19 protein-coding genes and 1 pseudogene are annotated in these 25,612 nt (G+C 73.4%); 5 read left to right on the top strand and 15 right to left on the bottom strand.

Going from position 1 to position 25,612, the window contains the following annotated elements:
- Positions 1–691: 691 nt before the first annotated feature.
- From ABZX61_RS44555 to ABZX61_RS44530, 6 genes and pseudogenes are all read right to left on the bottom strand, one after another.
- Positions 692–1,198: an ATP-binding protein gene (locus tag ABZX61_RS44555; protein ID WP_355203985.1), complete on the bottom strand. Its 507-nt coding sequence runs from the start codon at positions 1,196–1,198 to the stop codon at positions 692–694.
- Positions 1,153–1,497 (bottom strand): hypothetical protein, encoded by a 345-nt coding sequence (locus tag ABZX61_RS44550; protein WP_355203744.1) that lies wholly within the window; start codon positions 1,495–1,497, stop codon positions 1,153–1,155. The genes ABZX61_RS44555 and ABZX61_RS44550 overlap by 46 nt, the downstream gene beginning before the upstream one ends.
- Positions 1,494–1,994, bottom strand: a pseudogene (locus ABZX61_RS44545) (IS21 family transposase); the annotation flags it as partial. The gene ABZX61_RS44550 and the pseudogene ABZX61_RS44545, both read right to left, overlap by 4 nt.
- Positions 1,995–2,382: 388 nt before the next feature.
- The gene (locus ABZX61_RS44540) at positions 2,383–2,865 is read right to left on the bottom strand and encodes a (2Fe-2S)-binding protein (RefSeq protein WP_350742241.1); all 483 of its coding nucleotides are present in this window, start codon (positions 2,863–2,865) and stop codon (positions 2,383–2,385) included.
- Entirely contained in the window at positions 2,865–3,803 is a 939-nt protein-coding gene (locus ABZX61_RS44535; RefSeq protein ID WP_355203741.1) for an FAD binding domain-containing protein, read from the bottom strand. Before ABZX61_RS44535 ends, ABZX61_RS44540 begins: the two co-directional genes overlap by 1 nt.
- Complete coding sequence (locus tag ABZX61_RS44530; RefSeq protein ID WP_355203738.1) at positions 3,800–6,211, bottom strand: xanthine dehydrogenase family protein molybdopterin-binding subunit; 2,412 nt, start codon at positions 6,209–6,211, stop codon at positions 3,800–3,802. Before ABZX61_RS44530 ends, ABZX61_RS44535 begins: the two co-directional genes overlap by 4 nt.
- A 619-nt stretch (positions 6,212–6,830) precedes the next feature.
- Between ABZX61_RS44530 and ABZX61_RS44525 the strand changes: the two genes are divergently transcribed.
- On the top strand, positions 6,831–7,250 hold the full coding sequence (locus tag ABZX61_RS44525) for an SDR family NAD(P)-dependent oxidoreductase (protein WP_355203736.1): 420 nt from the start codon (positions 6,831–6,833) through the stop codon (positions 7,248–7,250).
- Positions 7,251–7,462: 212 nt separating this feature from the next.
- Here ABZX61_RS44525 and ABZX61_RS44520 read toward each other — a convergent pair whose 3' ends face one another.
- On the bottom strand, positions 7,463–10,663 hold the full coding sequence (locus ABZX61_RS44520) for a BTAD domain-containing putative transcriptional regulator (protein ID WP_355203733.1): 3,201 nt from the start codon (positions 10,661–10,663) through the stop codon (positions 7,463–7,465).
- Between the two features lie 125 nt (positions 10,664–10,788).
- Here ABZX61_RS44520 and ABZX61_RS44515 point away from each other — a divergent pair, with 125 nt between their 5' ends.
- On the top strand, positions 10,789–12,291 hold the full coding sequence (locus tag ABZX61_RS44515; protein ID WP_355203730.1) for an FAD-dependent oxidoreductase: 1,503 nt from the start codon (positions 10,789–10,791) through the stop codon (positions 12,289–12,291).
- A gap of 50 nt (positions 12,292–12,341) precedes the next feature.
- On the opposite strand, the gene ABZX61_RS44510 is transcribed toward ABZX61_RS44515, so the two are convergent.
- The 3 genes from ABZX61_RS44510 to ABZX61_RS44500 are packed head-to-tail and all read right to left on the bottom strand — an operon-like array spanning position 12,342 to position 14,663.
- A complete protein-coding gene (locus ABZX61_RS44510) occupies positions 12,342–12,986 on the bottom strand; it encodes a response regulator transcription factor (RefSeq protein WP_192784190.1) in 645 nt (214 codons plus the stop codon).
- Complete coding sequence (locus ABZX61_RS44505; RefSeq protein WP_355203727.1) at positions 12,977–14,062, bottom strand: histidine kinase; 1,086 nt, start codon at positions 14,060–14,062, stop codon at positions 12,977–12,979. The genes ABZX61_RS44510 and ABZX61_RS44505 overlap by 10 nt, the downstream gene beginning before the upstream one ends.
- Positions 14,046–14,663 (bottom strand): DedA family protein, encoded by a 618-nt coding sequence (locus ABZX61_RS44500; protein WP_350742642.1) that lies wholly within the window; start codon positions 14,661–14,663, stop codon positions 14,046–14,048. Before ABZX61_RS44500 ends, ABZX61_RS44505 begins: the two co-directional genes overlap by 17 nt.
- 101 nt (positions 14,664–14,764) lie before the next feature.
- Between ABZX61_RS44500 and ABZX61_RS44495 the strand changes: the two genes are divergently transcribed.
- Together ABZX61_RS44495 and ABZX61_RS44490 are read left to right on the top strand one after the other, a co-directional pair.
- A complete protein-coding gene (locus ABZX61_RS44495) occupies positions 14,765–17,494 on the top strand; it encodes a DEAD/DEAH box helicase (RefSeq protein WP_355203724.1) in 2,730 nt (909 codons plus the stop codon).
- Positions 17,491–18,606 carry an SWIM zinc finger family protein gene (locus tag ABZX61_RS44490; protein WP_355203721.1) on the top strand — a complete coding sequence of 372 codons (1,116 nt, stop codon included), beginning with the start codon at positions 17,491–17,493 and terminating at the stop codon, positions 18,604–18,606. Before ABZX61_RS44495 ends, ABZX61_RS44490 begins: the two co-directional genes overlap by 4 nt.
- Positions 18,607–18,610: 4 nt before the next feature.
- On the opposite strand, the gene ABZX61_RS44485 is transcribed toward ABZX61_RS44490, so the two are convergent.
- The 3 genes from ABZX61_RS44485 to ABZX61_RS44475 all read right to left on the bottom strand — a co-directional run bounded on the left by ABZX61_RS44485 (position 18,611) and on the right by ABZX61_RS44475 (position 21,333).
- On the bottom strand, positions 18,611–19,450 hold the full coding sequence (locus ABZX61_RS44485) for an ABC transporter permease (RefSeq protein ID WP_355203718.1): 840 nt from the start codon (positions 19,448–19,450) through the stop codon (positions 18,611–18,613).
- Entirely contained in the window at positions 19,447–20,394 is a 948-nt protein-coding gene (locus ABZX61_RS44480; RefSeq protein WP_355203715.1) for an ATP-binding cassette domain-containing protein, read from the bottom strand. The genes ABZX61_RS44485 and ABZX61_RS44480 overlap by 4 nt, the downstream gene beginning before the upstream one ends.
- Positions 20,395–20,466: 72 nt before the next feature.
- Positions 20,467–21,333 carry a LysR family transcriptional regulator gene (locus tag ABZX61_RS44475; RefSeq protein ID WP_350742632.1) on the bottom strand — a complete coding sequence of 289 codons (867 nt, stop codon included), beginning with the start codon at positions 21,331–21,333 and terminating at the stop codon, positions 20,467–20,469.
- A 70-nt stretch (positions 21,334–21,403) separates the two neighbouring features.
- On the opposite strand from ABZX61_RS44475, the gene ABZX61_RS44470 reads away from it, so the two are divergent.
- A complete protein-coding gene (locus tag ABZX61_RS44470; protein ID WP_355203711.1) occupies positions 21,404–22,090 on the top strand; it encodes a gamma-glutamyl-gamma-aminobutyrate hydrolase family protein in 687 nt (228 codons plus the stop codon).
- Positions 22,091–22,093: 3 nt separating this feature from the next.
- On the opposite strand, the gene ABZX61_RS44465 is transcribed toward ABZX61_RS44470, so the two are convergent.
- Positions 22,094–22,519, bottom strand: coding sequence for an SRPBCC family protein (locus tag ABZX61_RS44465; protein WP_355203708.1), 426 nt, complete (start codon positions 22,517–22,519; stop codon positions 22,094–22,096).
- The gene (locus tag ABZX61_RS44460; protein WP_355203705.1) at positions 22,513–25,596 is read right to left on the bottom strand and encodes a BTAD domain-containing putative transcriptional regulator; all 3,084 of its coding nucleotides are present in this window, start codon (positions 25,594–25,596) and stop codon (positions 22,513–22,515) included. Before ABZX61_RS44460 ends, ABZX61_RS44465 begins: the two co-directional genes overlap by 7 nt.
- Positions 25,597–25,612 lie beyond the last annotated feature (16 nt).

Below are 25,612 nucleotides of genomic sequence, written 5' to 3'. Positions count from 1 at the left end.
ACCGGTGTACATCCGGTCTGCGGCACCAGAGCGGCCAGACTGACTCCGGCGGGCTGGCCGGACATCTGCCGGGCCGCCATGGCGAGGAGCGTGTCCTCCTGCCGGGGCCGCCGGTCGAGGCGGCGGTGTGGAGCGCTCGCGATGAGCGACGAGGGCTCCAGGAGTTCGGCGATACCCTCTCACGGTCCTGCCGATTTTGCTCGCGCTCGGCGGCGGCCTGGTCACGTTGCTCGGCGGCGCGGTCGCGCAGTTCGGCCGCCCAGAGCAGGTCGTGCAGACTCCGGTCGGCGGCATCTTCTTCCGCGGGCTGCACCCCTTGTTGCTGCGCGTGCGCGTCGGCGTCCTGATCGCGCTGCTGAGCCGCCTCATCGCGCCGCGATGCTACCCGGTCCCGCTCCTGGCCGGCTGCATCGCGTCGTGCCGCAACTCGATCCCGCCGGGCCGCTTCTCCCGTCTCATGCTGTTGCCTGTCGTCACTCATCGTCGTCTCCGGAAGTCTCAAAGGTCATGTGTCCTATCACTGGGGCGCTGCCGCCATCACCGGGGCTCTTCCTCGACGCCGTTGATGGTCGTCGCTGCTCGTCCCGCGTCAAGATCGTTCGTCCTCGGCTTCGCCTGCGGGCGCTGCATCTTGACCCGTTCCTCCCAGCGGCGGGGCCAGGCAGTGTCGAGGAAGGGCAGAAAGAAGGGGTCAGCCGGCGGCCGTGTTCGCGGCGGCGGCTTCTGCTTGGGCGCGAGTGGTCTGGGCGAGCCGGTAGGACTCGGTGCCGGTCTCGATGATGTTGCCGCCGTAGGTGAGCCGGTCCACGATGGCGGCGCAGAGCCGCGGTTCGGTGAATGTCTTGGTCCATCCCGAAAACGACTCGTTTGAGGCGATCGCGATACTGTTGGTCTCCTCCCTTTCGGTGAGAACCTGGAACAGCAGTTCGGCTCCGCGGCGATCAAGCTCCATATAGCCGAGCTCATCCAGGCAAAGGAGGTCGACGCGGCCGTAGCGGGCGATGGTCTTGGTCAGCACCTTCTCATCGGCGGCCTCGACCAGCTCGTTGACCAGCTTGGCGGCCAGCGTGTACTTGACCTTGAACCCGGCCATCGCGGCCTCGGTGCCCAGCGCGATGAGCAGATGCGACTTGCCGGTTCCTGAGTCGCCGATCAGACACAGCGGCTGGTGCTTGCGTACCCACTCGCAGGTGGCCAGCGTGTGGATGACGGCCTGGGTCGACGTTGGCGTTGGCGTCGAAGTCGAACTCGCGCAGCGACTTCTGCCGAGGAAAACTCGCCATCTTGATCCGCCGCTCCGACGCCCTTCGGGCCCGGTAGTCGCACTATCAGCGGCTCGGCCAAAAAGCCCAGATAGCTCATCTGCTCACGGGCGGCCTGGGCGGCCAGATCGGCGAACTGGCCGCGCATGGTCGGCAGCCGCAACCGCTGGCAGGCCTGATAGATCGAGGCCTCGGCCGCTTCCTCGGTCAACCCGCGGCGGTGAAAAGTCGTCATGGCAGCGCTCCCTCGCAGGCCGGCCCGCCGCCGGGCCGGCGGCGCAGCAACTGGTCATAGACCGCCACCGACGGCAGCGGCCGGGTATCGGGCGGCAACTGAGCCAGCCGCCGGGTGGTCAGCGACACCACCGCGGGCTCATCCAGCCAGGCCGGCCGCCGCGGCCAGGGCGGCGGCGGGAGCAAGTCGACCCCGTCATCGGCCTCGGCGATCTTGCGGGCCTCCAGCGCGACGGCATCGGCGGTCAGTGCGCCCACCCTCAGCGCGGCCGCGATCCCGGCCGCCACATGCCGATGCTCCATTTGCCGGTGCAGCAGCAGTACCTCGATCAGCGCCCGGGTGCCGGCCGCATCCCCGTGCTTGCGCCGCGCCGCCGCCCACCACGCCTCATGGGCGGCGGTGAACGTTCCCGCGGCCCGGGCCTGCTCCAGCGCGGTGGCGCCGGGCAGCGCGCCCGGCTTGTGCGCCAGAGCCTCCAGGTAGTGATCCAACTCCAGCCGGGCTCCGCCCTTGGCGATCGTCCGCCGGGCCGGCGGGCGGCGATGGAGGAGGCTGCCAGAAACGGCGCGGCCGCCTCGGGCGTGAGGTCGAGGCCGCGTTCGTGCTCGAGGCGCTCGGCCGGCGCGGTGCAGGCGTCCAGGCCGAGGAAGGCGCTGCGGCTGGTGCGGCCCTTGCCGCGCACCCCGCTCAGCTTGGCCTTCTTCACCCGCCGTAGCTGGGCGGGGGCGCGTGGCTCCAACCGGGCCAGGTCCACGCCGGCGTTCTCGGCGCGGCGCAGCCTAGTGCTCAGCATGGTGTGCACAATGGCACGATCACGCAGCGGCCGGGCCGGCGCTCCTGGCTTCTAGGGCGGCCGTCGTCGCCGTCGCGTTCGCGCGGGTTGTCTCAGGTTGGCTTGCCCGGCCACTCGCGTGCGGCGCGCGTGATCGCGCGTCTGATGGGTTCGTAGCCGGTACACCGGCAGATGTTGGAGCCGACCAGGGCGGCGACGCGCTCCGGGTCGTCGCCGATGCCGGGATCGCGCTCCAGCGCCCCGGCGGCCACCATCAAGAAGCCCGGCGTGCAGAAGCCGCACTGCAGGGCGTGCTCGGCGGAGAAAGCCCGCTGCAGGGGATGGGGCTCGCCGTCGGGACCGGCCAGCCCTTCCACGGTACGCACCGAACTGCCGTCACACTGCACGGCCAGCATGAGGCACGATCGCACGGCCCGGCCGTCGACCAGCACCGTGCACGCCCCGCAGACGCCGTGCTCGCAGCCCAGATGCGTGCCGGTAAGACGGCAGTCGTCACGCAGCACGTCGGCCAGCACCCGGCGGGGCTCCACGTCGAGTGGGTATTGCTCGCCGTTCACCGTGAGAGTGATCTTCATCAGTGGCCTCCCTCGCTCGCGGCGACCCGCGCGCGCTGATCTCGCGCCGCCTCGCGCAGGGTCCTGCCGACCAGGACGGCGATGGCCTGCCGCCGGTACTCCACGTCCGCGTACGGCTCGGCCACGGGAGCCGCGTCCTGCTCGGCGGCGATGCGGCCCGCCCGGGCGAACGGGTGGTCGCCGGGCACCCGGCGTCCTGCCGGGGGCGCGAGGTCGGCACCGATCAGCGCCCGCTCGGCGGCCCTGGCCCGCACCGGCCTGTCGGCGCAGTTGACGAGTCCGATCCTGGCCCCGATGATCACCCCGTCGCGTGCGGTGAGCGTCGCCGCCACGGCCACCTGGGCGAAGCAGAAGTGCGTGCGCCGGTGCTCGATGAAGCCGACCCCGGTGTCGCCGGTGAGCAGCGGGAACCGCACGGCGGTGATGAGCTCGTCCGGCCTGCGGGCGGTCTGGAACGGCCCATGAAAGTAGTCGCGGGCCGGAATCTCGCGTGGGCCGCCGGTGCCGTGCAGCTCGAGGTCGGCGTCGAGCGCGAGGGCGAGGGCGCACCATTCCGAGGCGGGGTGCGCCCAGGCGAGGCTGCCGACCATGGTTCCGCGGGAGCGGATGGGCGGGTGGGCGATGTTGGCGACAGCGCGCGCGAACAGCCTGCCGATCGGGCCCGGCACGGCCTGCTCCGACTCGAAGGCGTCGTGGCGGATCAGGGCGCCGATCCGCAAGGTGCTGTCGTCCCCGTCCAGTTGCACGTCCATGCGGTCGAGCTCGGCGACGCGGTTGATGTCGACGATCAGTTCAGGGCGGATGCGTTGCAGGTGCATCTCCAGGATGAGGCTCTGTCCACCGGCCAGGACCTGGGTCTTGCGCCCGTTGCCGGCGAGCGCGTCGACGGCCTCGTGCACGGTGCGCGGCGCGACGTAGTCGAAGGCGGCGGGCTTCACCGGATCTCCTCCAGTTTCGGGGCGCGGGCCGCTCGCCACACCACGTCCGGGGTGAGCGGCATCTGCAGCAGGTCGGGGTCGGCGACGCGCAGCGCGTCCGCCACGGCGTTGACGATCGCCGCCGGCGTGCCGATGCAGCCCGACTCGCCCGCCCCTTTGGCACCCAGCGGTGTGGTGGGGCTCGGCGTGCAGGTGTCCTTGATCTCGATGGGCGGGATCTCGGTGAACGTCGGCAGCAGGTAGTCCAGCAGGCCGTTGGCCAGCAGGGGAACGCCGTCCTGGTCGAAGGGGATGCCCTCGTAGAGTGCCTGGCCGATGCCCTGCACGACCGATCCGAAGGCCTGCCCGTGCACCACCATGGGGTTGAGCACCCGTCCGCAGTCGTCCACGGCCACCACCCGCAGCACGCGTACGGTGCCCAGCTCCGGATCGACCTCGACCACGGCCGCGTGGGCGCCGAACGGGAAGGCCATGCCCGCCTCGAACCGGTCGTCCACGCGCATCGGCCCGGTCGCCTTCACCAGTTCGGACAGGTCCATGGCCGCCGAGCCGTCCCGGACGGGGTGCACGGTGCCGTGGGACCACGCCACCTCCTCCGTCGGCACCCCCCACAGGGCTGCGGCCCGCTCGCGCGCCTGCTCGATGAGCAGGGTGGCGGCGTGCTGCAGCGCCGCTCCGTCGACCTGCGCCGAACGGCTGGCGAAGGAGCCCAGCCCGTCGGGCTGGGCGTCGGTGTCGCCCTCGACCAGCCGCACCCGCGCAGCATCCACGCCGAGGGTCTCGGCGACCAGCGCGGGGAAGACCGTCTCGTGGCTCTGGCCGCTGGGGGAGGCGCCGCATCGGGCGGTGAACGTGCCGTCCTCGCCCGCCTCGACGCTGACGAACTCGTGCAGCCCTCCGGGTTCGCCTCCAGAGCGCTCCACGTAGCAGGACAGGCCGATCCCCACCGGCAGGGCGTCAGGATCAGCCCGGCGGCGGTCCTGTTCGGCCCGCCACCCGTCGTAATCGAGGGTCTGCAGCGCCAGGTCGAGCGCGGCGGCATAGTTCCCGCTGTCGTAGCGCCGCCCGGTGGGCGTCTGGTACGGGAAGTCGTCGGGCGAGATGAAGTTGCGTCGCCGCAGCTCCGCGGGATCCATCCCCAGCCGCCGGGCCAGCACGTCCATCGACCGCTCCAGCGCGATCGCGGCCTCCGGCCGGCCCGCGCCTCGATACGGGTAGGTCACCATGGTGTTGGTGAGCACCGAGCGCACGCCGGCATGAACCCGGGGCGTGGCGTACGGCCCGGTCGCCATCCAGGCCGTCTGCATGGGCAGGCCGACCCCGAGGTGGGGGTAGGCGCCCACGTCGGCGTCGATGGTCAGCTCGTAGGCGAGCAGGCGCCCATCGGCGTCCGCGGCGAGCCGGACCCGCTGATCCTGCCCCCGGCCCCGGCTGGCGACCAGCATGGACTCCAGCCGGTCCTCCACCCATCGAACGGGACGGCCGAGCCGCACCGCCAGGAAGGCGACCGCGACGAACTCCGGGAACGCCGCGCTCTTCGACCCGAACGCGCCCCCGGTGTCCGGCACCACGACCCGTATCCGCTCGGCCGGCCAGCCCAGCAACGCGGCCAGTTCCCGGCGCAACCGGTGCGGCATCTGGTGCCCCGACCACACGGTCAGCCGGTCGTGTCCAGGCACGCACAGAATGGCCCGGCACTCCATCGGCGTGGGCATCAGCAGTTGCTGGCGATATCGCGCCTCCACCACGACCGCCGCGTCCCGCCACACCGACTCCTCGATCGGCTCCCCGGCCTCCCCTAGAAACGCGATGTTGCTCAGACCGTCGAACAGGCGAACGGAGTCAGCCGCCGCGGCTGACGGCGACACCACCGCCGGCAGGGGATCAATCTGGAAGACGACCTCGGCGGCCCCGTCCTCGGCCTGGTAGCGGTCCTGTCCCACGACCACCGCCAGCGCCTCACCGGAGTATCGCACCCGATCCTTGACCAGCACCGGCCACTCCCGGCCGGCCACGGCCTCTTCCGTGGACAGCTTGGCCAGCAGCGTGTGCGGAACCGGAGGCAGATCCTGCAACGTGGCGGCCGAGTCCGGGCACCCGGGAAGATCCGCGAGTTCCGCGGCGGACCAGGCCCCCACCACACCCGGCACCTCACAGGCGACGGAGCAGTCCACCTCGCGCAATATGCCGTGCGCGACATCGCTTCTCACAAAAGCGGCGTCCAAACAGCCCGGCACGTGCATATCGGCGACATAGCGACCCGCGCCGGTGAGCAATCGTTCGTCCTCACGCCTCGACCAACGCTCCACAACCGAGACCTCCGCTCCGCCCGTGTTCCACGGTTGGCCAGATTTTATTTTTCGACGTGAATAAGAATCGAATATCCGTATCTCGATTCGACGGTACATGTCAGCTCGAAGAGTCCTCGATAGGCCGTGGAAAACTTCGAACCGATTTTGCCTGACCTGTACCGATAAGGGACGTACGACGCAGGTCCGCCCTCACAGCGCACCAGGCAGCCCATCGCTTTCCGTGCCAGTCGCACCCCCAGTTCCTGTTCAAGAGCCCGCACCGTGCCGGACGCCGCCGACTGCACCAGCACCTACCCGAATGGCATTCCATCCCATGCCCGATCACGTCGATGTCCTTCGTCGGAATTCACCGACCCGGAAAAGCACGCAACCGCTACGGGCAGGGCAGACCCCAACGTCCACCTCCTTGGACGACCCGGTGATAAGGCGCGCGTTACTTTGACTTTCCCTCAGGGCGATTAGCGTACGAAGCGAACGGATCCACCGGACCAGCTATCTATATGTTCGAAGGGTGCGTCGACATGCCCACGACGGACGCCAACTCGCCAGGAACGACGTGGTTCATCACCGGCACCTCGCAAGGCTTCGGGCTGGAGCTGGTCAAGCAGCTCTTGGCCGGCGGGCGCCGCGTGGCGGCCACCGCCCGCGACACCGCCCGTCTGCGTGAGAACCTCGGCGAGGACGAGCGACTTGTTGGTACGGCCTGCTCGGCTCCGTGGAGGAGACGAGCGACGCCGAGGCCCGCGCGATGTTCGACATCAACTTCTTCGGGCTCTGGAACGTGACACGTGCCGTACTCCCGCAGATGCGCGCCCAGCGCGGGGGGCGCATCATCAACATGTCCTCCATCTTCGGTCTGGTCTCCGGGGCCGGATGGGGTCTGTACAACGCGACCAAATTCGCCGTAGAAGGCCTCTCCGAGGCGCTTGCGCAGGAAGTCGAGCCGTTCGGCATCTCGGTCACTCTCATCGAGCCCGGATACTTCCGGACCAGCTTCCTCGGCGGCGGATCTCTCGCACTGCCCGAGAACACCATCGATGCCTACACCGCGGTTCGCGACATGACCGAGGCGCACAACAAGATGGAAGGAGATCAGCTCGGCGACCCCGTACGTGCGGCCGAAGCCATCATTTGACGTAGCCTCACGCACTCCCGCCCCGCTGCGACTCCTGCTCGGATCGGATGCGCTGCGGCTGGCGACCCAGAAGATCGAGAACCTGGCGGCCGGGATCGAGCAGAACAAAGAGATCACCCTGTCCACGGACCTCCGCTGACCCGCCCCCGCTACGGGCCACCGCGGGTCCTTCGCCGGCACGCGCGAGCGGGACTCGCCCTCAGCCCGACGGCTCACTGACCAGCGAGGAAATGCCGGTCCAAGACGTCTCTACTCCCGCGACCCTTCCCGTACGCCGCGGCGAAGGCCTCCTCGCCCAGCGCGGCCCGCCCCCGGCGGGTGAGCTCGCGAACCTGCTGATCGCTGCGGTCGTGCGTGCCGCGCAGCCGGGCGGCGGCACCGAGCAGCACGGCCGACTCGTCATGCCGCCCGTGCGCCTCGGCGAGCGCGGCCGCGTTCACCGCCACCAGCGACAGGATCGGCAGGTCCCCGGTCTCCAGCGCCGCCGCGTACGCCTTCGCCAGCATCTGCTCCGCGCCGGCCAGGTCGCCCAGCTCCAGGCAGAGCGAGGCCCGTACGTTGCTTACCAGCGTCCGCACGTGGTCACCGGGGAACGTGACGTCGCCCTGCAGACCCCGTTCGGCGTCGTCGAGCAGCTGCCGTGCCCGGTCCAGGTCGCCGTGCCGCAGCCAGAAGGCGGCCTCCCGCGCGTCGACCAGGATCAGCATCTCGTCCGAGGCCGCGCGCCGGGCCCGCTCCCGGGTCGAGTCGATCATGGCGATCGCCACGTCGGTCTCGCCGCGCCGCAGGTGCAGGTCGATCCAGCGCAGGTCCCTGTACACCTCGTCGCGCAGGCTGAGCGAGCCGAACTCGCCGGCCAGCGTCCGGGCCTCGTGCAGGTCGGCCAGCGCGCCGTCGAGGTCGTCGTCGTACTGCCGCAGCTGGGCGCGCATCGGCAGCGCGCCGGCCTGGCCCCAGCGGTCGCCGGCCCGCCGGAAGCAGGCCAGGGCCGCCTCCACGTCGGTGCGCATCGTGTCGAGCTCGCCCGCGTTCTCGGCGAACCGGGCCCGGAACAGGCGGGCCAGCCCGGACAGCCAGACGTCGTCGCCCTCGGCCAGGCGCTCGATGATCGGGAGCCTGGTCTTCTCCTCCTGTATGAGCGCGGTGATCACGCCGTACGGTCCCGGCAGCTCCGGGTACGCGAGCAGCCGGTCGGCCAGCTCGCGCATCTGCGCCTGGTCGTCGGCGACCTCCTCGGCGGTCATCCCCGGCCGGGTCTCGACCCGGTCGATCAGGTAGATCGCGTGCGCGCAGTCGCGGGCGGGCGTCGGCCCGCCGCCGGGCACCGCCAGTGCCTCGCCCAGCCAGTAGGCCGCATCGGGCTGCCGGCCGAACATCTGCCAGTACCAGGTCAGGTTCAGGGCGAGAGCGACCGCGCCGGGGGCGTCGCCGGTGTCGCACCGCCGGCGCAGGGCGGCCAGCGCGTTGTCGTACTCGGCGCTGATGACGCGCATGGCCGCCAGCTGGCCGGGGCCGCGCAGCTGCGGGTCGTAGCGGGCCATCAGCTCGGCGAAGTATCGGGCGGCCAGGTCGCGGACGGCACCGAGGTCGCCCGTCTCGGCCAGGCGGTCGGTGCCGTACGCGCGCAGCGTCTCCAGCATGCGGTAGCGGCCCGGGTCGGGCGCGAGCTGCAGCAGCGACCGGTCGACCAGGCCCGCGAGCAGCTCGGGGATCTCGGCGGCCGGCACCGCGGTGCCGGCGCAGAGCGCGGTGGCCGAGGCAGGCGTGACGCCGCCGGGCAGGATCGAGACGCGTTCGGCGACCGTACGCTCGTGCTCGCTCAGCAGCTGCCAGCTCCAGGCGATGACCGCGCGCAGCGTGCGGTGCCGGGGCAGCGCGGTGCGGCTGCCGGTGGTGAGCAGCCGGAAGCGGTCGGACAGCCCGTCGGCCAGCTCGGGCAGCGACAACGTCCGCAGCCGGGCCGCGGCCAGCTCCAGCGCCAGCGGCATCCCGTCCAGGCCGCGGACCACCCGCCGGACCTCGGGCAGCGTCGCCTCGTCCACCTCGAAGCCCGGGCGCACGGCCGCGGCCCGCTCGGTGAACAGGCGTACCGACGCCGCCCGCCGGGCCTGCTCGACGCCGTCGTCCGGCTCGGGCAGCGCGAGCGGGCCGAGCGGCACCAGCGCCTCGCCGTCGACCGCGAGGGGTTCGCGGCTGGTGGCGAGCACGCGCAGCCCGGCGCAGCGGGACAGCAGCGCCGCGACCAGGTGGGCCACGGCGTCGATCAGGTGCTCGCAGTTGTCGACCAGCAGCAGGCTCTCCCGGCCGCCGAGCCGGTCGGCGAGTAGGTCCAGGTCGTCGCCCTCGACCCGCATCCTGGCCTCGAACATCGCGCCGCCGCGCAGCCCGATCCCGGCGAGCACGGCCGCGCCGACCTTGGCCGGCTCGGTGACCGAGGCGAGGTCGATCATCCAGGCGCCGTCGCGGTATTCGTGGCGGTGGCGACGGGCGGCCTCCAGCGCGAGCCGGGTCTTCCCGGCGCCGCCGGGGCCGAGCACGGTGACCAGGCGCCCGGTGGCGAGCAGCGTGTCGATCCGGGCCAGGTCGTCCTCGCGCCCGATGAAGCTGGTCAGCGGCGCGGGCAGGTTGCCCGACCTGGTCCGCGAGGCTTCCGGGGCGGGCCGCTCGGCGCGCAGCAGGCGCAGGTGGCGCTCGTGCAGGGCGGTGCCCGGGTCGGCGCCGAGGGCGTCGGCCAGGGTCTCGCGGACCCGCTCGTACAGGGCCAGGGCCTCGGCCTGGCGCCCCTGGGCGGCGAGCGCGTCCATGAGCAGCGCGGCCGCCCGCTCGTGGACGGGGTGCTCGGCGAGCAGGGCGGTCAGGCGGGCGGCGGCCGCGTCGGCACGGCCCAGGGACAGCTCGGCGTCGGCGAGGTCGGCGACGGCCTCGACCGAGGCGTGGGCCAGCCGGGTCGCGGCGGCGGGCTCCACCGCGGCGACGACCGCGGGCTCGGCGCCGGGACGGTCGTCCCACAGCGCCACGGCCTCGCCGAGCACGGCGGCCGCGGCATGCGGGTCGCCGGCGCGCAGGCGGTCACGGCCGGCTGCGGTGAGCTGCTCGAAGCGCAGCGCGTCCACGTCGGCCGCGTCCACCTCCAGCCGGTAGCCGCCCGCGACCTGCGCGACGTCGCCGGCCGAGCCGAGGGTCCGGCGCAGCCGCGAGACGAGGGCCTGCAGGGCGTGGGCCGGGCCGGCCGGCGGGTCCTCGGCCCAGATCGCGTCGACCAGGATGCCCGGCTCGACCGCGCGCCCGCCGGCGAGCGCCAGCCGTACGAGCAGGCCCTGCGACCGCGCACCCTGAACGGGCAGTGCGGCGTCACCGCGAGACGCCTGAAAGGCGCCGAGCAGCGTGACGTGAAGCCGCGCATCCCCGTTCATCGCTCGATCCTCGCGCACGCACCCTCGAGTCCCCAAATCCGTGTCAGCGCCGTGTGTGCCCCGTGTGAGCGGCCCGCGTCAGTCTTCACCTGCCTCGGAGAAGAGGCTTCTGAAGGGAGTTTCTCGTGCATGACGTAGTGATCGTGGGCGCCGGCCCGGTCGGTCTTTTCCTCGCCTGCGAGCTTGGCCTGGCGGGCTGCTCTGTCCTGGTGCTGGAGCGGGAGCCGGAGCCGCGCTCCCCGTGGAAGGCGGACCCGCTCGGGATGCGGGGTCTCTCCGCCACGTCGGTCGAGGCGTTCTACCGCCGCGGGATGCTGGACCCGCTGCTGAAGGCGTCGGGCGTCGACGACTATCCCGGCGCGGACGAGCCGGGACCCCCTCGTGGCGCGGGCCACTTCGCCGGCATGATGCTCGATCCGGCCAAGGTCGACGTCGCCGCCCTGCCCTTCCGGCTTCCCAGCCCGGCGATGGAGGGTGTGATGACGAACCTCGAAGCGGTCGAGACGGTGCTGTCCGAGCGGGCCTCCGCGCTCGGCGTGGAGATCAGGCGCGGCGTCACGGTCTCGGCCATCGCGCAGGACGACGAGATCGCGGTCGCGCGGGGCGGCGAGCACGAGTACGCGGCGCGCTGGGTCGTCGGCTGCGACGGCGGGCGCAGCGCGGTGCGCGGGCTCGCGGGCTTCGGCTTCACCGGCACCGAGCCGCAGTTCACCGGCTACGTCGTGCTCGCCGGCATCGCCGATCCCGGGAAGCTGCGCCCAGGGTTCAATCTGACGCCGACGGGCATGTACCTGCGCACGCCCGCGGAAGGGTACGTCGGCATGCTGGAATTCGACGGCGGCGCCTTCGATCGCTCGCAGCGGCCGACCCGCGAACACCTCCAGGCGGTTCTGCGCCGTGTCTCCGGCACCGACGTGACGCTGAACGACGTCCATCTCGCTTCGAGCTTCACCGATCGGGCGATGCAGACGACGACCTACCGGCAGGGGCGCGTCCTGCTCGCCGGCGACGCCGCGCACATCCACTCTCCCCTCGGGGCACAGGGACTCAACCTCGGCCTCGGCGACGCCATGAACCTGGGATGGAAGCTCGCGGCGACCGTGCACGGGCACCCGCCGGTCGGGCTGATCGACACCTACACCCGCGAGCGCCATCCGATCGGCGCCCGGGTGCTCGACTGGACGCGCGCCCAGACGGCCGCCATGAGGCCGGACCCGCATGCCCAGGCGATCCAAGGACTGATGCGCGACCTGCTCGGGACCCGCGACGGAACGACCTACGCGTTCGACAGGATCTCGGGATCGTCGATCCGCCACGACCTCGGCGGCGAGCATCCGCTGGTCGGCCGCAACGCCCCGGACTTCCGTCTTGAGGACGGCACCCGCCTCGGCGACCTGATGCAGGACGGACGAGGCGTCGCGCTCGATTTCAGCGTCGGCCGACGCCTGCATGGTTCGGCGACGGGCTGGGAGAGCCGGATGCGGTATGCGGCCGGGCCGGCGAGAGACGACCTCGGACTGGGTGCCGTGCTCGTCCGGCCTGACGGCGTGGTCGCCTGGGCAGGTGATCGCGCCCCTGATCGTGAAGCGTTCGAGCGGGCCGCCGGCCATTGGTTCGGCAGCCCGTGAACGGGGGTCGAGGAGCTGCCGTCTCCTTGAGGTCCTCGATGAGCGGCAGGTCAGGACTCCAGGAAGTGCAGCACGGCCAGCACCCGGCGGCTGTAGCCGGTCGTGTGCGACAGCCGCAGCTTGTCGAACAGCGAGTTCACGTGCTTCTCCACCGCGCTCTGCGACACGTGCAGCGCCTGGGCGATCGAGGCGTTGGTCAGCCCCTGCGCCATCCGTTCCAGCACCTCGCGCTCCCGCGCCGTCAGCCGGGCCAGGGGATCCACCTGCGTCGTACGGGCCAGCAGCTGACGCACCACCTCCGGGTCGAAGGCCGCCCCGCCCGCGCCGACCCGCTCCAGCGCGTCCAGGAAGTCGCCGACCTGCGCCACCCGGTCCTTGAGCAGGTAGCCGACGCCCTCGACGTCCGCGCTCATCAGCTCGGTGGCGTACCGCTTCTCCACGTACTGCGACAGCACCAGCACCTTCACGGCGGGCCAGCGCCGCCTGATCTCCAGCGCCGCCCGCAGGCCCTCGTCGGTGTGGGTCGGCGGCATGCGGACGTCCACGACCACGATGTCCGGCCGGTGCTCGGCCACCGCGGTGACCAGCGCGTCGCCGTCGCTGACCGCGGCCGGCACCTCGTGGCCCTCCTCCAGCAGCAGCCGCACCAGGCCCTCGCGCAGCAGCGTGGAGTCCTCGGCCAGGATCACCCGCACGGCAGCACCGCCGTGATCGTGGTCGGCCCGCCGATCGGGCTGCTCACCTCGAAGCCGCCGTCCAGTGCCGCCACCCGCCTGGCCAGCCCCGACAGGCCGCCGCCGGCCGCCCGCGCGCCGCCCGCGCCGTCGTCTCGCACCCGTACGAGCACCGCAGCGTCCTCCTCGTGCACCTCGACCGTGATGAGCGTGGCGCCGGCGTGCTTGGCGGCGTTGGTGACGGCCTCGCACACCACGAAGTACGCCGCCGTCTCCACCGCCATCGGCGGCCGACGCCGCAGGTCGCAGGCTACCCTGACCGGAACGCTCGACCGTTCCGCCAGCCCCGCCAGCGCCTCGCCCAGACCCAGGGTGTCCAGGCCGCTGGGATAGACCCGCCAGGCCACCTCGCGCAGCTCGGCCAGCGCCTGCTGCGCCTCCTGGTGCGCCTGCTCCAGCAGCTCCGGCCGGCCCCGCCTGGCCCGTCCGACCAGCATCGACAGCGCCACCAGCCGCTGCTGCAGCCCGTCGTGCAGGTCGCGCTCGATCCGGCGGCGTTCGGAGTCCACGGCGGTCACGATGCCGGCGCGGCTCTCGGACAGTTCGGCGATCCTGCGTTCGAGGGCCTGGGTCGGGTCGGGGGCGAGCATGCGCACCGCCAGCCGCCGTTCCAGCGCGTGCACGCCCACCACGCCCGACAGGGCCAGGAACAGCAGGACGGTCCCGCCGACCACGAGGTAGGCGACCAGCGGGAGCGAGGGAGCCATCCCGTCGAACCGCTCGCCGCGCGCCCAGGCGGTGAGGAGGAGGACGTAGGCGCGGGCCCCGTACACGAGCAACGTGATCACCAGCCCGCCCAGCACCCCGACCGGGACGCGGGCGGCCAGGTAGGGCACGGGCCTGCCGTCCTGGAGGGCGTCGGGGTCCAGGCGCAGGCGGCGCGCCTCGAGGCGAGCCAGCCGGCGGGCCGCGGCGGTGACGTTCGGATTGCCCAGCAACGGCAGCGCCGGCAGCAGGAAGACCAGCTCGGCCAGCGCGGTGACGGCGCCCAGTGTCACCGCGCCCAGCAGCCGCAGCCCCTCAACGGCGACTCGCATGCCTGCCCTTGCGCCGCTCGGCCAGCCGCACCCCGACGAACACCACGAGCGCCAGCACCACCAGCGCGAGCACCACCTTGGAGCCGATGCCGACGTACGCCTCCACCAGCGACCAGTTCTCGCCCAGCAGGTAGCCGGCCATCACGAAGATGGTGTTCCAGATCAGGCTGCCGGTGGTCGTCAGGAGCGTGAACGGCACCAGCGGCATCCGCTCGACGCCCGCCGGCACGGAGATGAGGCTGCGGAAGATGGGGATCATCCGCCCGAAGAACACCGTCTTGCGGCCGTGCCTGAGGAACCACGCCTCGGTCTTCTCGATGTCGGACGTCTTGACCAGCGGCAGCTTGGCCGCGATGGCCAGCGTGCGCTCGCGGCCCAGCAGCGCCCCCACCCAGTACAGCGCCAGCGCCCCTATCACGGAGCCGAGCGTCGTGCACACCAGCACGTCCAGCAGGTCCATCTCGCCTCTGGACGCGGTGAAGCCCGACAGCGGCAGGATCACCTCGCTGGGCAGGGGAGGGAAGAGGTTCTCCAGCGCGATCGCGAGCCCGGCCCCGGGCGCGCCGAGAGTCTCCATCAGTCCAACCAGCCAATCAGTCATGGGCTCAAGCCTAGGGATGATCGGATATGCCCGGAATGAGGCGGACTTCTGATCGCGGGGTGCGGTAAACCACACCCCTACGTACCGTACACTGTACGGTCGTGAGCTTCCCGACGGATCTGGCCCAGCACGCGGCAGTGTTCCAACCCGGCGACCCACCCAGGTCCGGTCATGTCACCTTCCTCGACCCGGACGGGCCGTCCGCGGTGACGGTGGCCGACGAGCACGACGGCACGATGCGCACGCGCGAGGTCGCGGCCACCCACGTCCCGGTCGGGGAGGCGGTGGCGGGGCTGGCCAGGGCCCGCATGGACGCGCGGGCCCACCCGGCGACGCGCTTCTGGGGGGCGGCCGCGCTGGTGGCGCTCCAGCTGGTCACCCGGGGCCGCATCCTGCCGGGGGTGTCGGCGGGGGAGCACGACTCGTGGCGCGCGGGCCCGCTCGACGCCGCCGACATCCAGCGGGTACGCGAGCTGGCCGCCGCCATGCCCGCCGCGGCCCGCGCCATCCCTCTGCAGCCCGGGCAGCAGGCGGAGCCGTGGCTGCCGGAGGCGGAGCCACTCGTACGCGCGTTCCTCGACGCCGTCGCCGACGCCATGCCGCGCTCGCCCGGCGCCGTACGCGCCACCGGCGCCACCGCCTTCGCCGCCGCCAAGCCCGTCAAGGTGCCGCACCTGCGCCCCTGGGCCGAGGAGGTCGCGGCCGGCCTCGACTCGGGCGTACGGCTGTCGCTGCGCCTGGAGGCCGACGACCTGGCCGCCGCCGAGTTCCGCGCGATCGTCCAGCTGCACAGCCTGGCCGACCCCTCGCTCGTCGTCGACGCGGCCGACCTGTGGCAGGGCCGCGAGGCGGGTTTCGGCCCGCGCGCCAGGATCGAGGCCACGCTGGCCGTGCGCCGGGCCGCCCGTATCTGGCCGCGCCTGGAACGGCTGCTCGACAACGCCGTCCCCGACGAGCTCGCGCTCACCGACGGCGACGTCGAGCAGCTGCTCGCCGGCGCCGCCGAACGCCTGGCCGCCGCCGGCGTCGAGGTGCACTGGCCCAAGGCCCTGGTACGCGGCCTGAGCGCGCGAGCCGTCATCGGCGAGCGCGACACCAAGCCGTCCGACCTGCCGTCGTTCCTCGGCGGACAGCACCTGACCAGCTTCAACTGGCAGCTCGCACTCGGCGGCGAGCGCCTGAGCGCGGCCGAGATGGACCGGCTCGCCGAGGCCCACCGCCCGGTGGTGCGGCTGCGCGACCAGTGGGTCCTCATCGACCCCGACCTGGCCCGCAAGGCCCGCCAGCGCGACCTCAAGCCCCTGACCGGCATCGAGGCGCTGGGCGCGGCCCTGACCGGCGCGGTCGAGGTCGAGGGCGAGCAGGTCGCCGTGGAGCCCACCGCCTGGCTGCGCGAGCTGCGCGAACGCCTGGCCGAACCCGCCGACGCCGGCCCTCCCGAAGGGCTGGCGGCGACACTGCGCGACTACCAGCTGGCCGGGCTGCGCTGGCTGGCCCAGATGACCTCGCTCGGGCTGGGCGGCTGCCTGGCCGACGACATGGGCCTGGGCAAGACGATCACGCTGATCGCCCTGCACCTGCACCGCTCGGGTGCCGACGCCGGGCCCACGCTCGTGGTCTGCCCGGCCTCGCTGCTGGGCAACTGGGAGCGGGAGATCGCCAAGTTCGCGCCGGGCGTGCCGGTGCGCCGCTTCCACGGGGCGCAGCGCACGCTGCCCGACGAGGGGTTCCTGCTGACCACGTACGGCACCATGCGCCTGGACGCGGCCCGCCTGGCCGCGCACCCGTGGGGCCTGGTGGTGGCCGACGAGGCCCAGCACGTCAAGAACCCCGCCTCCGGCACCGCCAAGGCGCTGCGCGAGATCCCGGCCGCGGCGCGCGTCGCGCTGACCGGCACCCCCGTGGAGAACAACCTGTCGGAGCTCTGGGCCATCCTCGACTGGACCACGCCGGGGCTGCTGGGCCCGCTGGGCAGGTTCAAGGCGCGGTGGGCCAAACCGGTCGAGTCCGGCGACGGCGAGGCGGCCGAACGCCTGTCGCGGCTGGTGGGGCCGTTCCTGCTGCGGCGGCGTAAGAGCGATCCCGGCATCGCGCCGGAGCTGCCGCCCAAGACCGAGACCGACCGCCCGGTCGCGCTCACCACCGAGCAGGCCGGCCTGTACGAGGCCGTCGTCCGCGAGAGCATGGCCCAGATCGCCGACGCGAGCGGCATGGCCAGGCGCGGCCTGATCGTCAAGCTGCTGACGGGCCTCAAGCAGATCTGCAACCACCCCGCCCAGTACCTGCACGAGGCCGCGCCTCGCCTGGCCGGCCGCTCGGGCAAGCTGGAGCTGCTGGACGAGCTGGTCGACACCATCGTGGCCGAGGACGGCGCGGTGCTGGTGTTCACCCAGTACGTCACCATGGCCCGCCTGCTGGAACGCCATCTGACCGCCAGGGGCGTGGCCATCCAGCTGCTGCACGGCGGCACCCCGGTCGCCCGCCGCGAGGAGATGGTCGAGCGCTTCCAGGAGGGCCGGGTGCCGGTGTTCCTGCTGTCGCTGAAGGCCGCCGGCACCGGCCTCAACCTCACCCGCGCCGACCACGTCATCCATTACGACCGCTGGTGGAACCCCGCCGTCGAGGACCAGGCCACCGACCGCGCCTACCGCATCGGCCAGACCCGGCCCGTCCAGGTGCACCGGCTGATCGCCGAGGGCACGATCGAGGACCGCATCGCCGAGATGCTCGGCGCCAAACGCGCGCTGGCCGAGGCCGTGCTGTCCTCCGGGGAAGCCGCCCTGACCGAGCTGACCGACGCCGAACTCGCCGCCCTCGTGGAGCTGAGATGACCGCCGCCCGCGGCTTCGCCGCCTTCCCGCCGCAACGCGCCGGAGCCCGTTTCGCCACCTCCTGGTGGGGGCGGGCCTGGGTCAAGGCCATGGAGGACACCTCGCTGGACCAGGGGCTGCTGCGCAAGGGCCGCGCGTACGCCAAGACCGGCCAGGTCGGCCCCATCACCGTCAGTCCCGGCCGCATCGCCGCCGTGACCGAGAGCGAGTACGACACCGTCGTACGCGTCGAGCAGCTCACCGAGGCCGCGTGGGAACGTTTCCTCGACCAGGTGGCCGCCAAGAGCGGGCACATCGCGGCCCTGCTCGACCGTGACATGCCGCACGACCTGGTGGAGGCCGCCGAGGACGCCGCCGTGCCGCTGCTGCCGGCCGTCGGCGACCTGGAGCCGGAGTGCTCCTGCCCGGACTGGGGGCATCCGTGCAAGCACGCCGCCGCCCTGTGCTACCAGGCGTCGTGGCTGCTGGACGCGGACCCGTTCGTGCTGCTGCTGATGCGCGGGCGTGGCGAGCAGGAGCTGCTGGAGGCGCTGCAGGGGCGCGAGGCCCCGAAGAAGCCGGCCGCGGCCGCGGGGGTGCCGGCGGTGGAGGCGTTCGCGGCGGGCGTGGCCGCGCTGCCCGAGCCCCCGCCGTTCGAGGCCGCCTTCGCTCCGCCCGTGCTGGACCCGGCGCCGGGCTTGGACGTGACCGCCCTGGGGGTGCTCATCGCCTCGGCCGCCTGGCGGGCGCGCGAGGTGCTGCTGCACGGGCGGCTGCCGGAGCTGTCCGAATACCAGGACCGCGTCCGCCTGGCCGCCGAGCACGACCTTGACCTCGGGCTGGAGGCGCCCGTGCAGGCGTGGCGGTACGGCGGCGCGCACGGCCTGGAGGTGCTCGAGCACGCCTGGACGCCGCCCCGCCAGGATCTGGCCAGGTCGCAGGCCCTGCTGGAGGCCGGTTGGGAGGCCGAGCAGCCGCCGCCGCTGGAGGCGTGGCGCAACCGCTGGACCCTCGGCCCCCTGCAACTGCGCTACGGCCGCGACGGCCGCTGGTACCCCTTCACCCGGGTCGAGGGGGAGTGGTGGCCCGCCGGCCCGCCGGAGCGTGACCCGGCGGCGCTGGTCAGCGGCTGAGCCGTCAGGCGCGGCGGCGGTAGGCGGCCACGGCCAGCGGGGCGAAGACGGCCAGGAACAGCGCGCCGGAGGCCAGCGTCCACCACACCGACGCCCCCGCCGGCCCACCCAGCATCAGCGCCCTGGAGGCGTTCATGGCGTGGTTGACCGGGTTGATGTCCAGCCAGGCCTGCAGCCAGCCCGGCAGGGTGCTCTTCGGGGTGATCATGCTGGTGCCGAACGTCAGCGGGAACAGCACCATGAACGCCATCCCCTGCACCCCGCCGGGTTCGCGCATCAGCACCCCCAGCAGCACGAACGCCCAGCTCACGCAGAAGGCGAAGAACACCGTCAGCAGGCAGGCCGCCAGCACCTCCAGCGGCCCGGTCTCCGCGCGGAACCCCAGCGCGAAGCCGAACCCGAGCAGCACCACCACCGCCACCAGATACCGGATCAGATCGCCGAGCATCGACCCGATGAGCGGGGCCGAGCGCCCGATCGGCAGGCTGCGGAACCGGTCGAACACCCCCTTCTTGATGTCGGTGTTGAGGCTGACTCCGGTGGCCATCCCGCCGAACAGCACCGTCTGCACCAGGATCGCGGGCAGCAGGAACTGCAGGTAGTCGTGGGTCGAGCCGGACACGGCGCCGCCCAGCAGGAACACGTAGATCAGCACGAAGATGATCGGCTGCAGGGTGACGTCCAGCAGCTGCTCGGGCGTGCGCAGCGTCTTGAGCACGCTGCGGCGGGCCAGGGCGAGGCTGTGACGGGCCAGCCCGAACGGCCGCCGCTCGGGGCGCGCCGGGGCCGCCGGGCGGGCCGGCTGAGGGGGGAGCGTCTCCTCTCGTACGGCGATGGGGTTCATGCCGCGGCCTCCTGCTCGGTGTGGTGGCCGGTGAGGGTGAAGAACACCTCGTCCAGGCTGGGCAGCCGCAGCGACAGCTCGTTGACGGCAACGCCGGCGGCGGCCAGCCTGGCGACGATCTCGGTGAAGGCGGCGTCGCCGTCCACCGGGACGGTGACGACGTCGCGGCCGGGCGATTCGGCGGGCCGGCCGGCCACGGCGGCGACGATGGCGGCGGCCTCGTCCAGCCGGGCGGGGTCGGCGGGGCGCACCAGCACGGTCTGGCCGCCGACGACGCGCTTGAGCTCGGCCGCGGTGCCGTGCGCGATCACCTTGCCGTGGTCGACGACCGAGATGGCGTCGGCCAGCGCGTCGGCCTCCTCCAGGTACTGGGTGGTGAGCAGGACGGTGACGCCGTCGGCGACCAGGCGGCGGACGATGGCCCACACGTCTTCGCGCTTGGCCGGGTCCAGGCCGGTGGTGGGCTCGTCGAGGAAGATCACGTCGGGCCGGCCGACGAGGCTGGCGGCCAGGTCCAGGCGGCGCCGCATGCCGCCGGAGTATGTGCTCGCGCGCCGGTCGGCGGCCTCGGCCAGGCCGAAGTCCGCCAGCAGCCGGGCGGCCGTGGCCTTGGCGTCCGCGATGCGCAGGTCCAGGAGACGGCCGATGAGGACGAGGTTCTCGGTGCCGGTCAGGTCCTCGTCGACGGAGGCGTACTGGCCGGTCAGGCCGATGAGGCGGCGCACGCGGGAGGCGTGGCGGACGACGTCCAGGCCGCTGACGGTGGCGCGGCCGGCGTCGGGGCGCAGCAGCGTGGCCAGGATGCGGACGGCGGTGGTCTTGCCGGCGCCGTTGGGCCCGAGCACGCCCAGCACCGTGCCGGGCGGGGCCGAAAGGGTGATGCCGTCCAGGGCGGTGGTCGCGCCGAAGCGTTTGACCAGCCCTTCGGCTTCGAAGGCGTTCATATGACGCATCGTGGGAGGCGCCGCTGTCAGCGCGCGCACAGATCGCTGTCAGCCGGACAGGACGGCTCGTCGTCAGCCGGACAGGACGGCGGCCAGGTCGGCCGCCGGGCCCGGGGGCAGGGCGCCGTGCAGCAGCTCGACGCGGTGCACCAGCCGGGGCGCGGCCAGCGGTACCCCGCGCGCGGCACCCGACAGGGCGGAGGCGGGCAGCAGGGTCAGGCCGTGGTCGGCGGCGACCAGGTTGAGCACGGTGTGCACGTTGTCCCCGTGATAGTCCAGCCCCACCGGGAACCCGTCGCCCACCAGGTCGCGCAGCCGGGCCAGCGGGCACAGCGGGGTCTGCAGCCAGCGCGCGTCCACCAGGTCGGCCAGCGCCAGCGCCGCCCGCCCGGCCAGGGGATGACCGGCGGGCAGGGCCACGACCAGCTCCTCCTCGCTCACCCCGACGGCCGTCATCGGTCCGGCGTCCAGCAGGCGCAGCGGGTCGGACGGGGCGGCCAGCCCGTCGGCCAGGCCCAGGTCGGCCCGCCCTTCGGCGACCATCGCGACGGCCTGGTCGCGCCCGCAGGTGTGCAGGCTCACCTCCAGGCGCGGGTTCCCGGCACGCGCCCGCGCCAGCCGGGCGGCCACGACGGGGTTGACGGCCAGCGGGGTGGCGGCCAGCCGCAGCCGGTGCCCGGGCCGGGCGGCGGCGCGCAGCACGTCGGCGCGGGCCGCGCGGTGGCGCAGCAGCAGCGGCCCGGCGTGCTCCAGCAGCCGCCGGCCGGCCTCGGTGGGCTCGACCGGGCGGCGCAGCAGCAGCGGCAGGCCGAGGTCGGCCTCCAGCGCGGCGATCTGCTGGGAGACGGCCGACTGGGTGTAGCCGAGCTCGGCGGCGGCCGCGGAGAACGAGCCGTGCCGGGCGACGGTCACGAACGTGGTCAGCAAATGAGGATCCATCAGTGTTGCTTATAGCAGGTCCAGAAATCATCGTTGGCGCTTAACCAGGGGTGGCCCTCAGGATGAGGGCATGAAAATCGCCCTTGTGGGGGATCGGTCCCCCAGTGTTCGTTCGCATGCCCGGATCCCGCTGGTCGTCGAGGCGCTGCGGGAGCGGGACGGCATCGCGCTCGACCCGTACTGGATCGCCACCACCGACGTGTCCGGCCTGGAGCGCTTCGACGGCATCTGGATCGTGCCCGGCAGCCCGTACCGGGACGAGGAGGGCGCCGTGGAGGCGGCGCGCGTCGCCCGCGAGCATCGGATCCCGATCCTGGGCACCTGCGCGGGGTTCCAGCACATGCTGCTGGAGTACGCGCGGCACGTGTGCGGGCTGGACGTGGCGCACGCCGAGAACGAGCCGGAGGCGCGGGAGTTCCTGCTGACGCCGCTGGCGTGCTCGCTGGCCGGGCACGAGGGGCGGGTGCGGATCTCGCCCGGGACGCTGATGGAGCAGATCATGGGCGAGTCCGTCACGATGGAGTCCTACGTCTGCTCCTACGGGCTCAACGAGACCTACACCCGGACTCTGGCCGAGCACGGGCTGGTGTTCTCCGGGCACGCCGACGACGGGGCGGTGCGGGCGGCCGAGCTGCCCGGTCACCCGTTCTTCCTGGGCACGCTGTTCCAGCCGGAGCTGTCGGGGGACGGGCGGCGCGCACACCCGGTGATCTCCGCCTTCGCCGCCGCGGTGGCCCGCCAGGCGGTTCACGCCTGACCTTTACGGGGCCAGCAGGGCGGACAGATTGCGCAGCGAGTGGCGCAGGAGGGCGATGCCGACGGGGCGGGCGAGCGGCCACAGGGCCCGGCCCAGCGGCCCGAACGGCACCTGCAGCCGCTCGGCCCAGATCACGCGGCTGCCGCCGTCCTGGGGCCGGATCCGGATGGCGCCGTGGCCGCGTACGAACCGGCCGGTGTGGGTGACCAGCACCAGGAACGGGGGCTGCCAGGTCGTGATCGTCATGGTGTCCAGGAATCCGAACGGCCGCACTCCGGTGTAGGCCTCGACCGCGTGCTCGCCGACCTGGCGGGCGTCGGTCATGAACATCCACTCCCGGTGCCGCGGCCAGTCGGTGATCAGCGCGAACACCCGCTCCGGTGGCGCCGGGACGTGCACGGCGGCGCCCGCGTAGACGTACCTCACCATGGACCTCCGGTGGCCAGCTCAACGGCACGGGCGCGGTCGAGGGCGCGGCCGCGGGCGAAGGCCGCGGCGAAAGCCTCCTCGCCGAGGTCGTCGCGCAGGCGCGCCGCCACGCGGGCCACGTCGGGGTTGGCGGCATCGGGCGCGCCGCGCAGCTGTTCGGCGGCGCCCAGCGCGGTGGCGCCCGGCAGCAGGTCCCCGCGCGCCGCGCGCAGCTCGGCCACGGCCACCGCGACCCGCGCCAGGACCGGCATGTCGGCCGCCGCCGTGACCAGCTCGGCCGCCCGCTCCGCGTGGCGGGCCGCTGCCTGGTGGTCGTGCGTGGCCACCGCCAGGTGGGCCTGCCCGACCAGCAGCAGCGCCCGGAACTGCGGCGCGATCGCCGTCCCGTCCTCCATCGCGTGGCCGGCCGCGGCGTAGTAGCGCTCGGCGGCCCGCAGGTCTCCCTCCTGGCGGGCCAGATGGCCCAGCTCGACCTGCGCGAACGCGACATTGCGGGCGGGCGTCTCCCGGCCCTCCGGCGCGTCGATCAGCCCTCGCAGCACGGCCCTGGCCCGCTCGACGTCCCCTTGGCGCACCAGGATGGAGGCCTGCCAGACCCGCTGGTGGGCGACGTCGGCCTCGGGGTTGAGCTCGAGCAGCAGCCGTACGGCCTCGTCCATCGCCTCCAGCCCCTGGCCGAAGTCCCCGAACACGGCGTGCGTCTCGGCCAGCGACGTCAGCGCCATCGACAACCCCCACCGTTCGCCGGCCTGCCGCAGCTCGGCGCAGCCGGCCAGCAGGTCGGCCCGCGAGCCGGCCATGTCGCCGCCGTTCTCCTTCAGCGCGGCCCTGGTCACGTAGAGCATGCCGCGCGTCCACGGATCGGGGTGCGCCAGCCGCCGCTCGATCACGGCGAAGCCGAGCTCGGCGTCGTCGGTGAACAGCGCCAGCGCCGGCTGCAGCATCGCCAGCACCGGATGCCCGGCCTCCTCCCCGTCCTGCAGGCTCGCGGCCCGGCGCAGCTCGCGCGCCGCCGGGGCGACCATGGTGTGGCCGCCGTCAAGGCTGGCATTGATGATGTAGACGGCGCTGGCGATCAGCCGCTCCCGCGTGGGCGTCTCACCGGGTACGTCCAGCGCCCGCCCGATCCAGCCGGCCGACTCGGCGCGCGTGCCGCGGATGGTCCAGAAGATGCCCATGGCGGCGGCCAGGCGGATCGCGGTGGCGGCGTCGGCGCTGTCGACGGCGTGGTGCAGCGCGGCCAGGATGTTGTCGTGGTCGGCCAGCAGGCGGGCGATCCAGGCGAGCTGGTCACGGCCGCGAAGCCGCGGCTCGGCGTGTTCGGCCAGGTCGCGGAAGTAGGCGGCGTGCCGGGCGCGGACGGCGGCGATGCGGCCGTCGGCGGCCAGGCGTTCGAGCCCGTACTCCCTGATGGTCTCGAGCATGCGGTAGCGGCCGTCGTCGGCGGGCTGGACGATGGATTTGTCCACCAGCGCGGCGACGAGGTCGAGGCTGCCGCCGACGTGCTCGGCCGCGGCCAGGTCGAACCCGCCGGCGAAGACCGCCAGCCGCTCGGCCAGCCGGCGCTCGGGGCCGTTGAGCAGGTCCCAGCTCCAGGCCACGACCGCGCGCAGCGTCTGGTGGCGGGGCAGCGCCGTACGGCTGCCGCCGGTCAGCAGCAGGAAGCGGTCGTCGAGCCGGGCGGCCAGCTGCCTGGGCGTCAGGGTGCGCAGCCGGGCGGCGGCCAGCTCGATCGCCAGCGGCAGCCCGTCGAGGCGGCGGCAGATCTCGGCGGCCACGGCGGGCTCGATGCTCAGGCCGGGGTTGCCGGCGGCGGCGCGTTCGGCCAGCAGCCGCACGGCCGGTTCGGGCAGCAGGGGCGGCACGGGGCTGAGGGTCTCGCCGAGGATGCCCAGGGGTTCGCGGCTGGTGGTCAGGACGCGCAGTGCGGGGCAGCGGCCCAGCAGCTCCTCGGCCAGGTGGGCGGCGGCCTCGACGAGGTGCTCGCAGTTGTCCAGCACCAGCAGCACCTGCCCGGCCGACAGGGCTTCGACCAGGGCGGCGGTGGTGTCGACCGGGCGGATGGGGTGGCCGATCACCGAGTGGTTGCCCAGGGCGGCCAGCACGGCCTGGGGCAGGTCGCCGGGGTCGGTGACGGGGGCCAGCTCGACGAGCCAGACGGCGCCGCACTCGCCCAGGAGCTCGGCGGCGACGGTGGTGGCCAGCCGCGTCTTGCCCGCGCCGCCGGGGCCTACCAGGGTGACCAGCCGGCCGGCGCGCAGCTGCCGGCGGACGCGGGCCAGCTCGGCGTCGCGGCCGACGAAGCTGGTCAGCGGGGCGCGCAGGTTGGTCCGCGGCGGGCGGGGCGGCTCGGAGCGCAGCACGGCCAGGTGGATCTCGCGCAGCTCGGCGCCGGGGTCGGCGCCGAGCTGGTCGGCCAGGTGGCGGCGGCACTCCGCGTAGGCGGCCAGCGCCTCGGCCCGCCGGCCGTCGGCGTGCAGCGCTTGGACGCGCAGGGCGTGCAGGCGCTCGCGCAGGGGGTGGCGGGCGGCCAGCTCGCCGAGCTCGCTCGCCAGAGCCGCCAGCCCGCCTGGCGGTTCTCGCGGTTCCGGCCGGGTGAGCAGGGCCAGCTCGGCCTCCGCGCGGTCCTCGACGGCCGTCAGGCGGGCCTCCTCCAGGCGCGTGGCGTACCCCAGCGCGAACGGGGCCGCCGCCACCTCGCCCAGCGCGGCCCCCCGCCACAGGCGCAGGGCCTGCTCCAGCAGCTCGGCCCTGACCGCCGGGTCGCCATGCTGCCTGGCCCGGGCGGTGAGCCGGTCGAACTCGCCCGCGTCGGTGTCGGCCTCCAGCCGGTAGCCGCCCGGCACCGACACCAGCGCGCCGGCCTCCGGCAGCGCACGGCGCAGGCGGGAGACCAGCGACTGCAGGGCGTTGCCGGGGGCGGCGGGCGGCTCCTCGGGCCACAGGTCGGCGGCCAGCTCCTCGACGGTGACGGCCCGACCGGCCGCCAGCGCCAGGCGCACCAGCAGCCAGCGCAGCCGGGCACCCCCGACCGCGGCGGACTCGACCTCCAGCGGCCCCAGGATCGCCACGCGCACACGACCATGCTGCCAC

This window comes from Nonomuraea sp. NPDC003709, assembly GCF_040610775.1.
GTDB lineage: Bacteria > Actinomycetota > Actinomycetes > Streptosporangiales > Streptosporangiaceae > Nonomuraea > Nonomuraea angiospora_A.
This window is presented reverse-complemented; position numbering and strand designations above follow the sequence as displayed.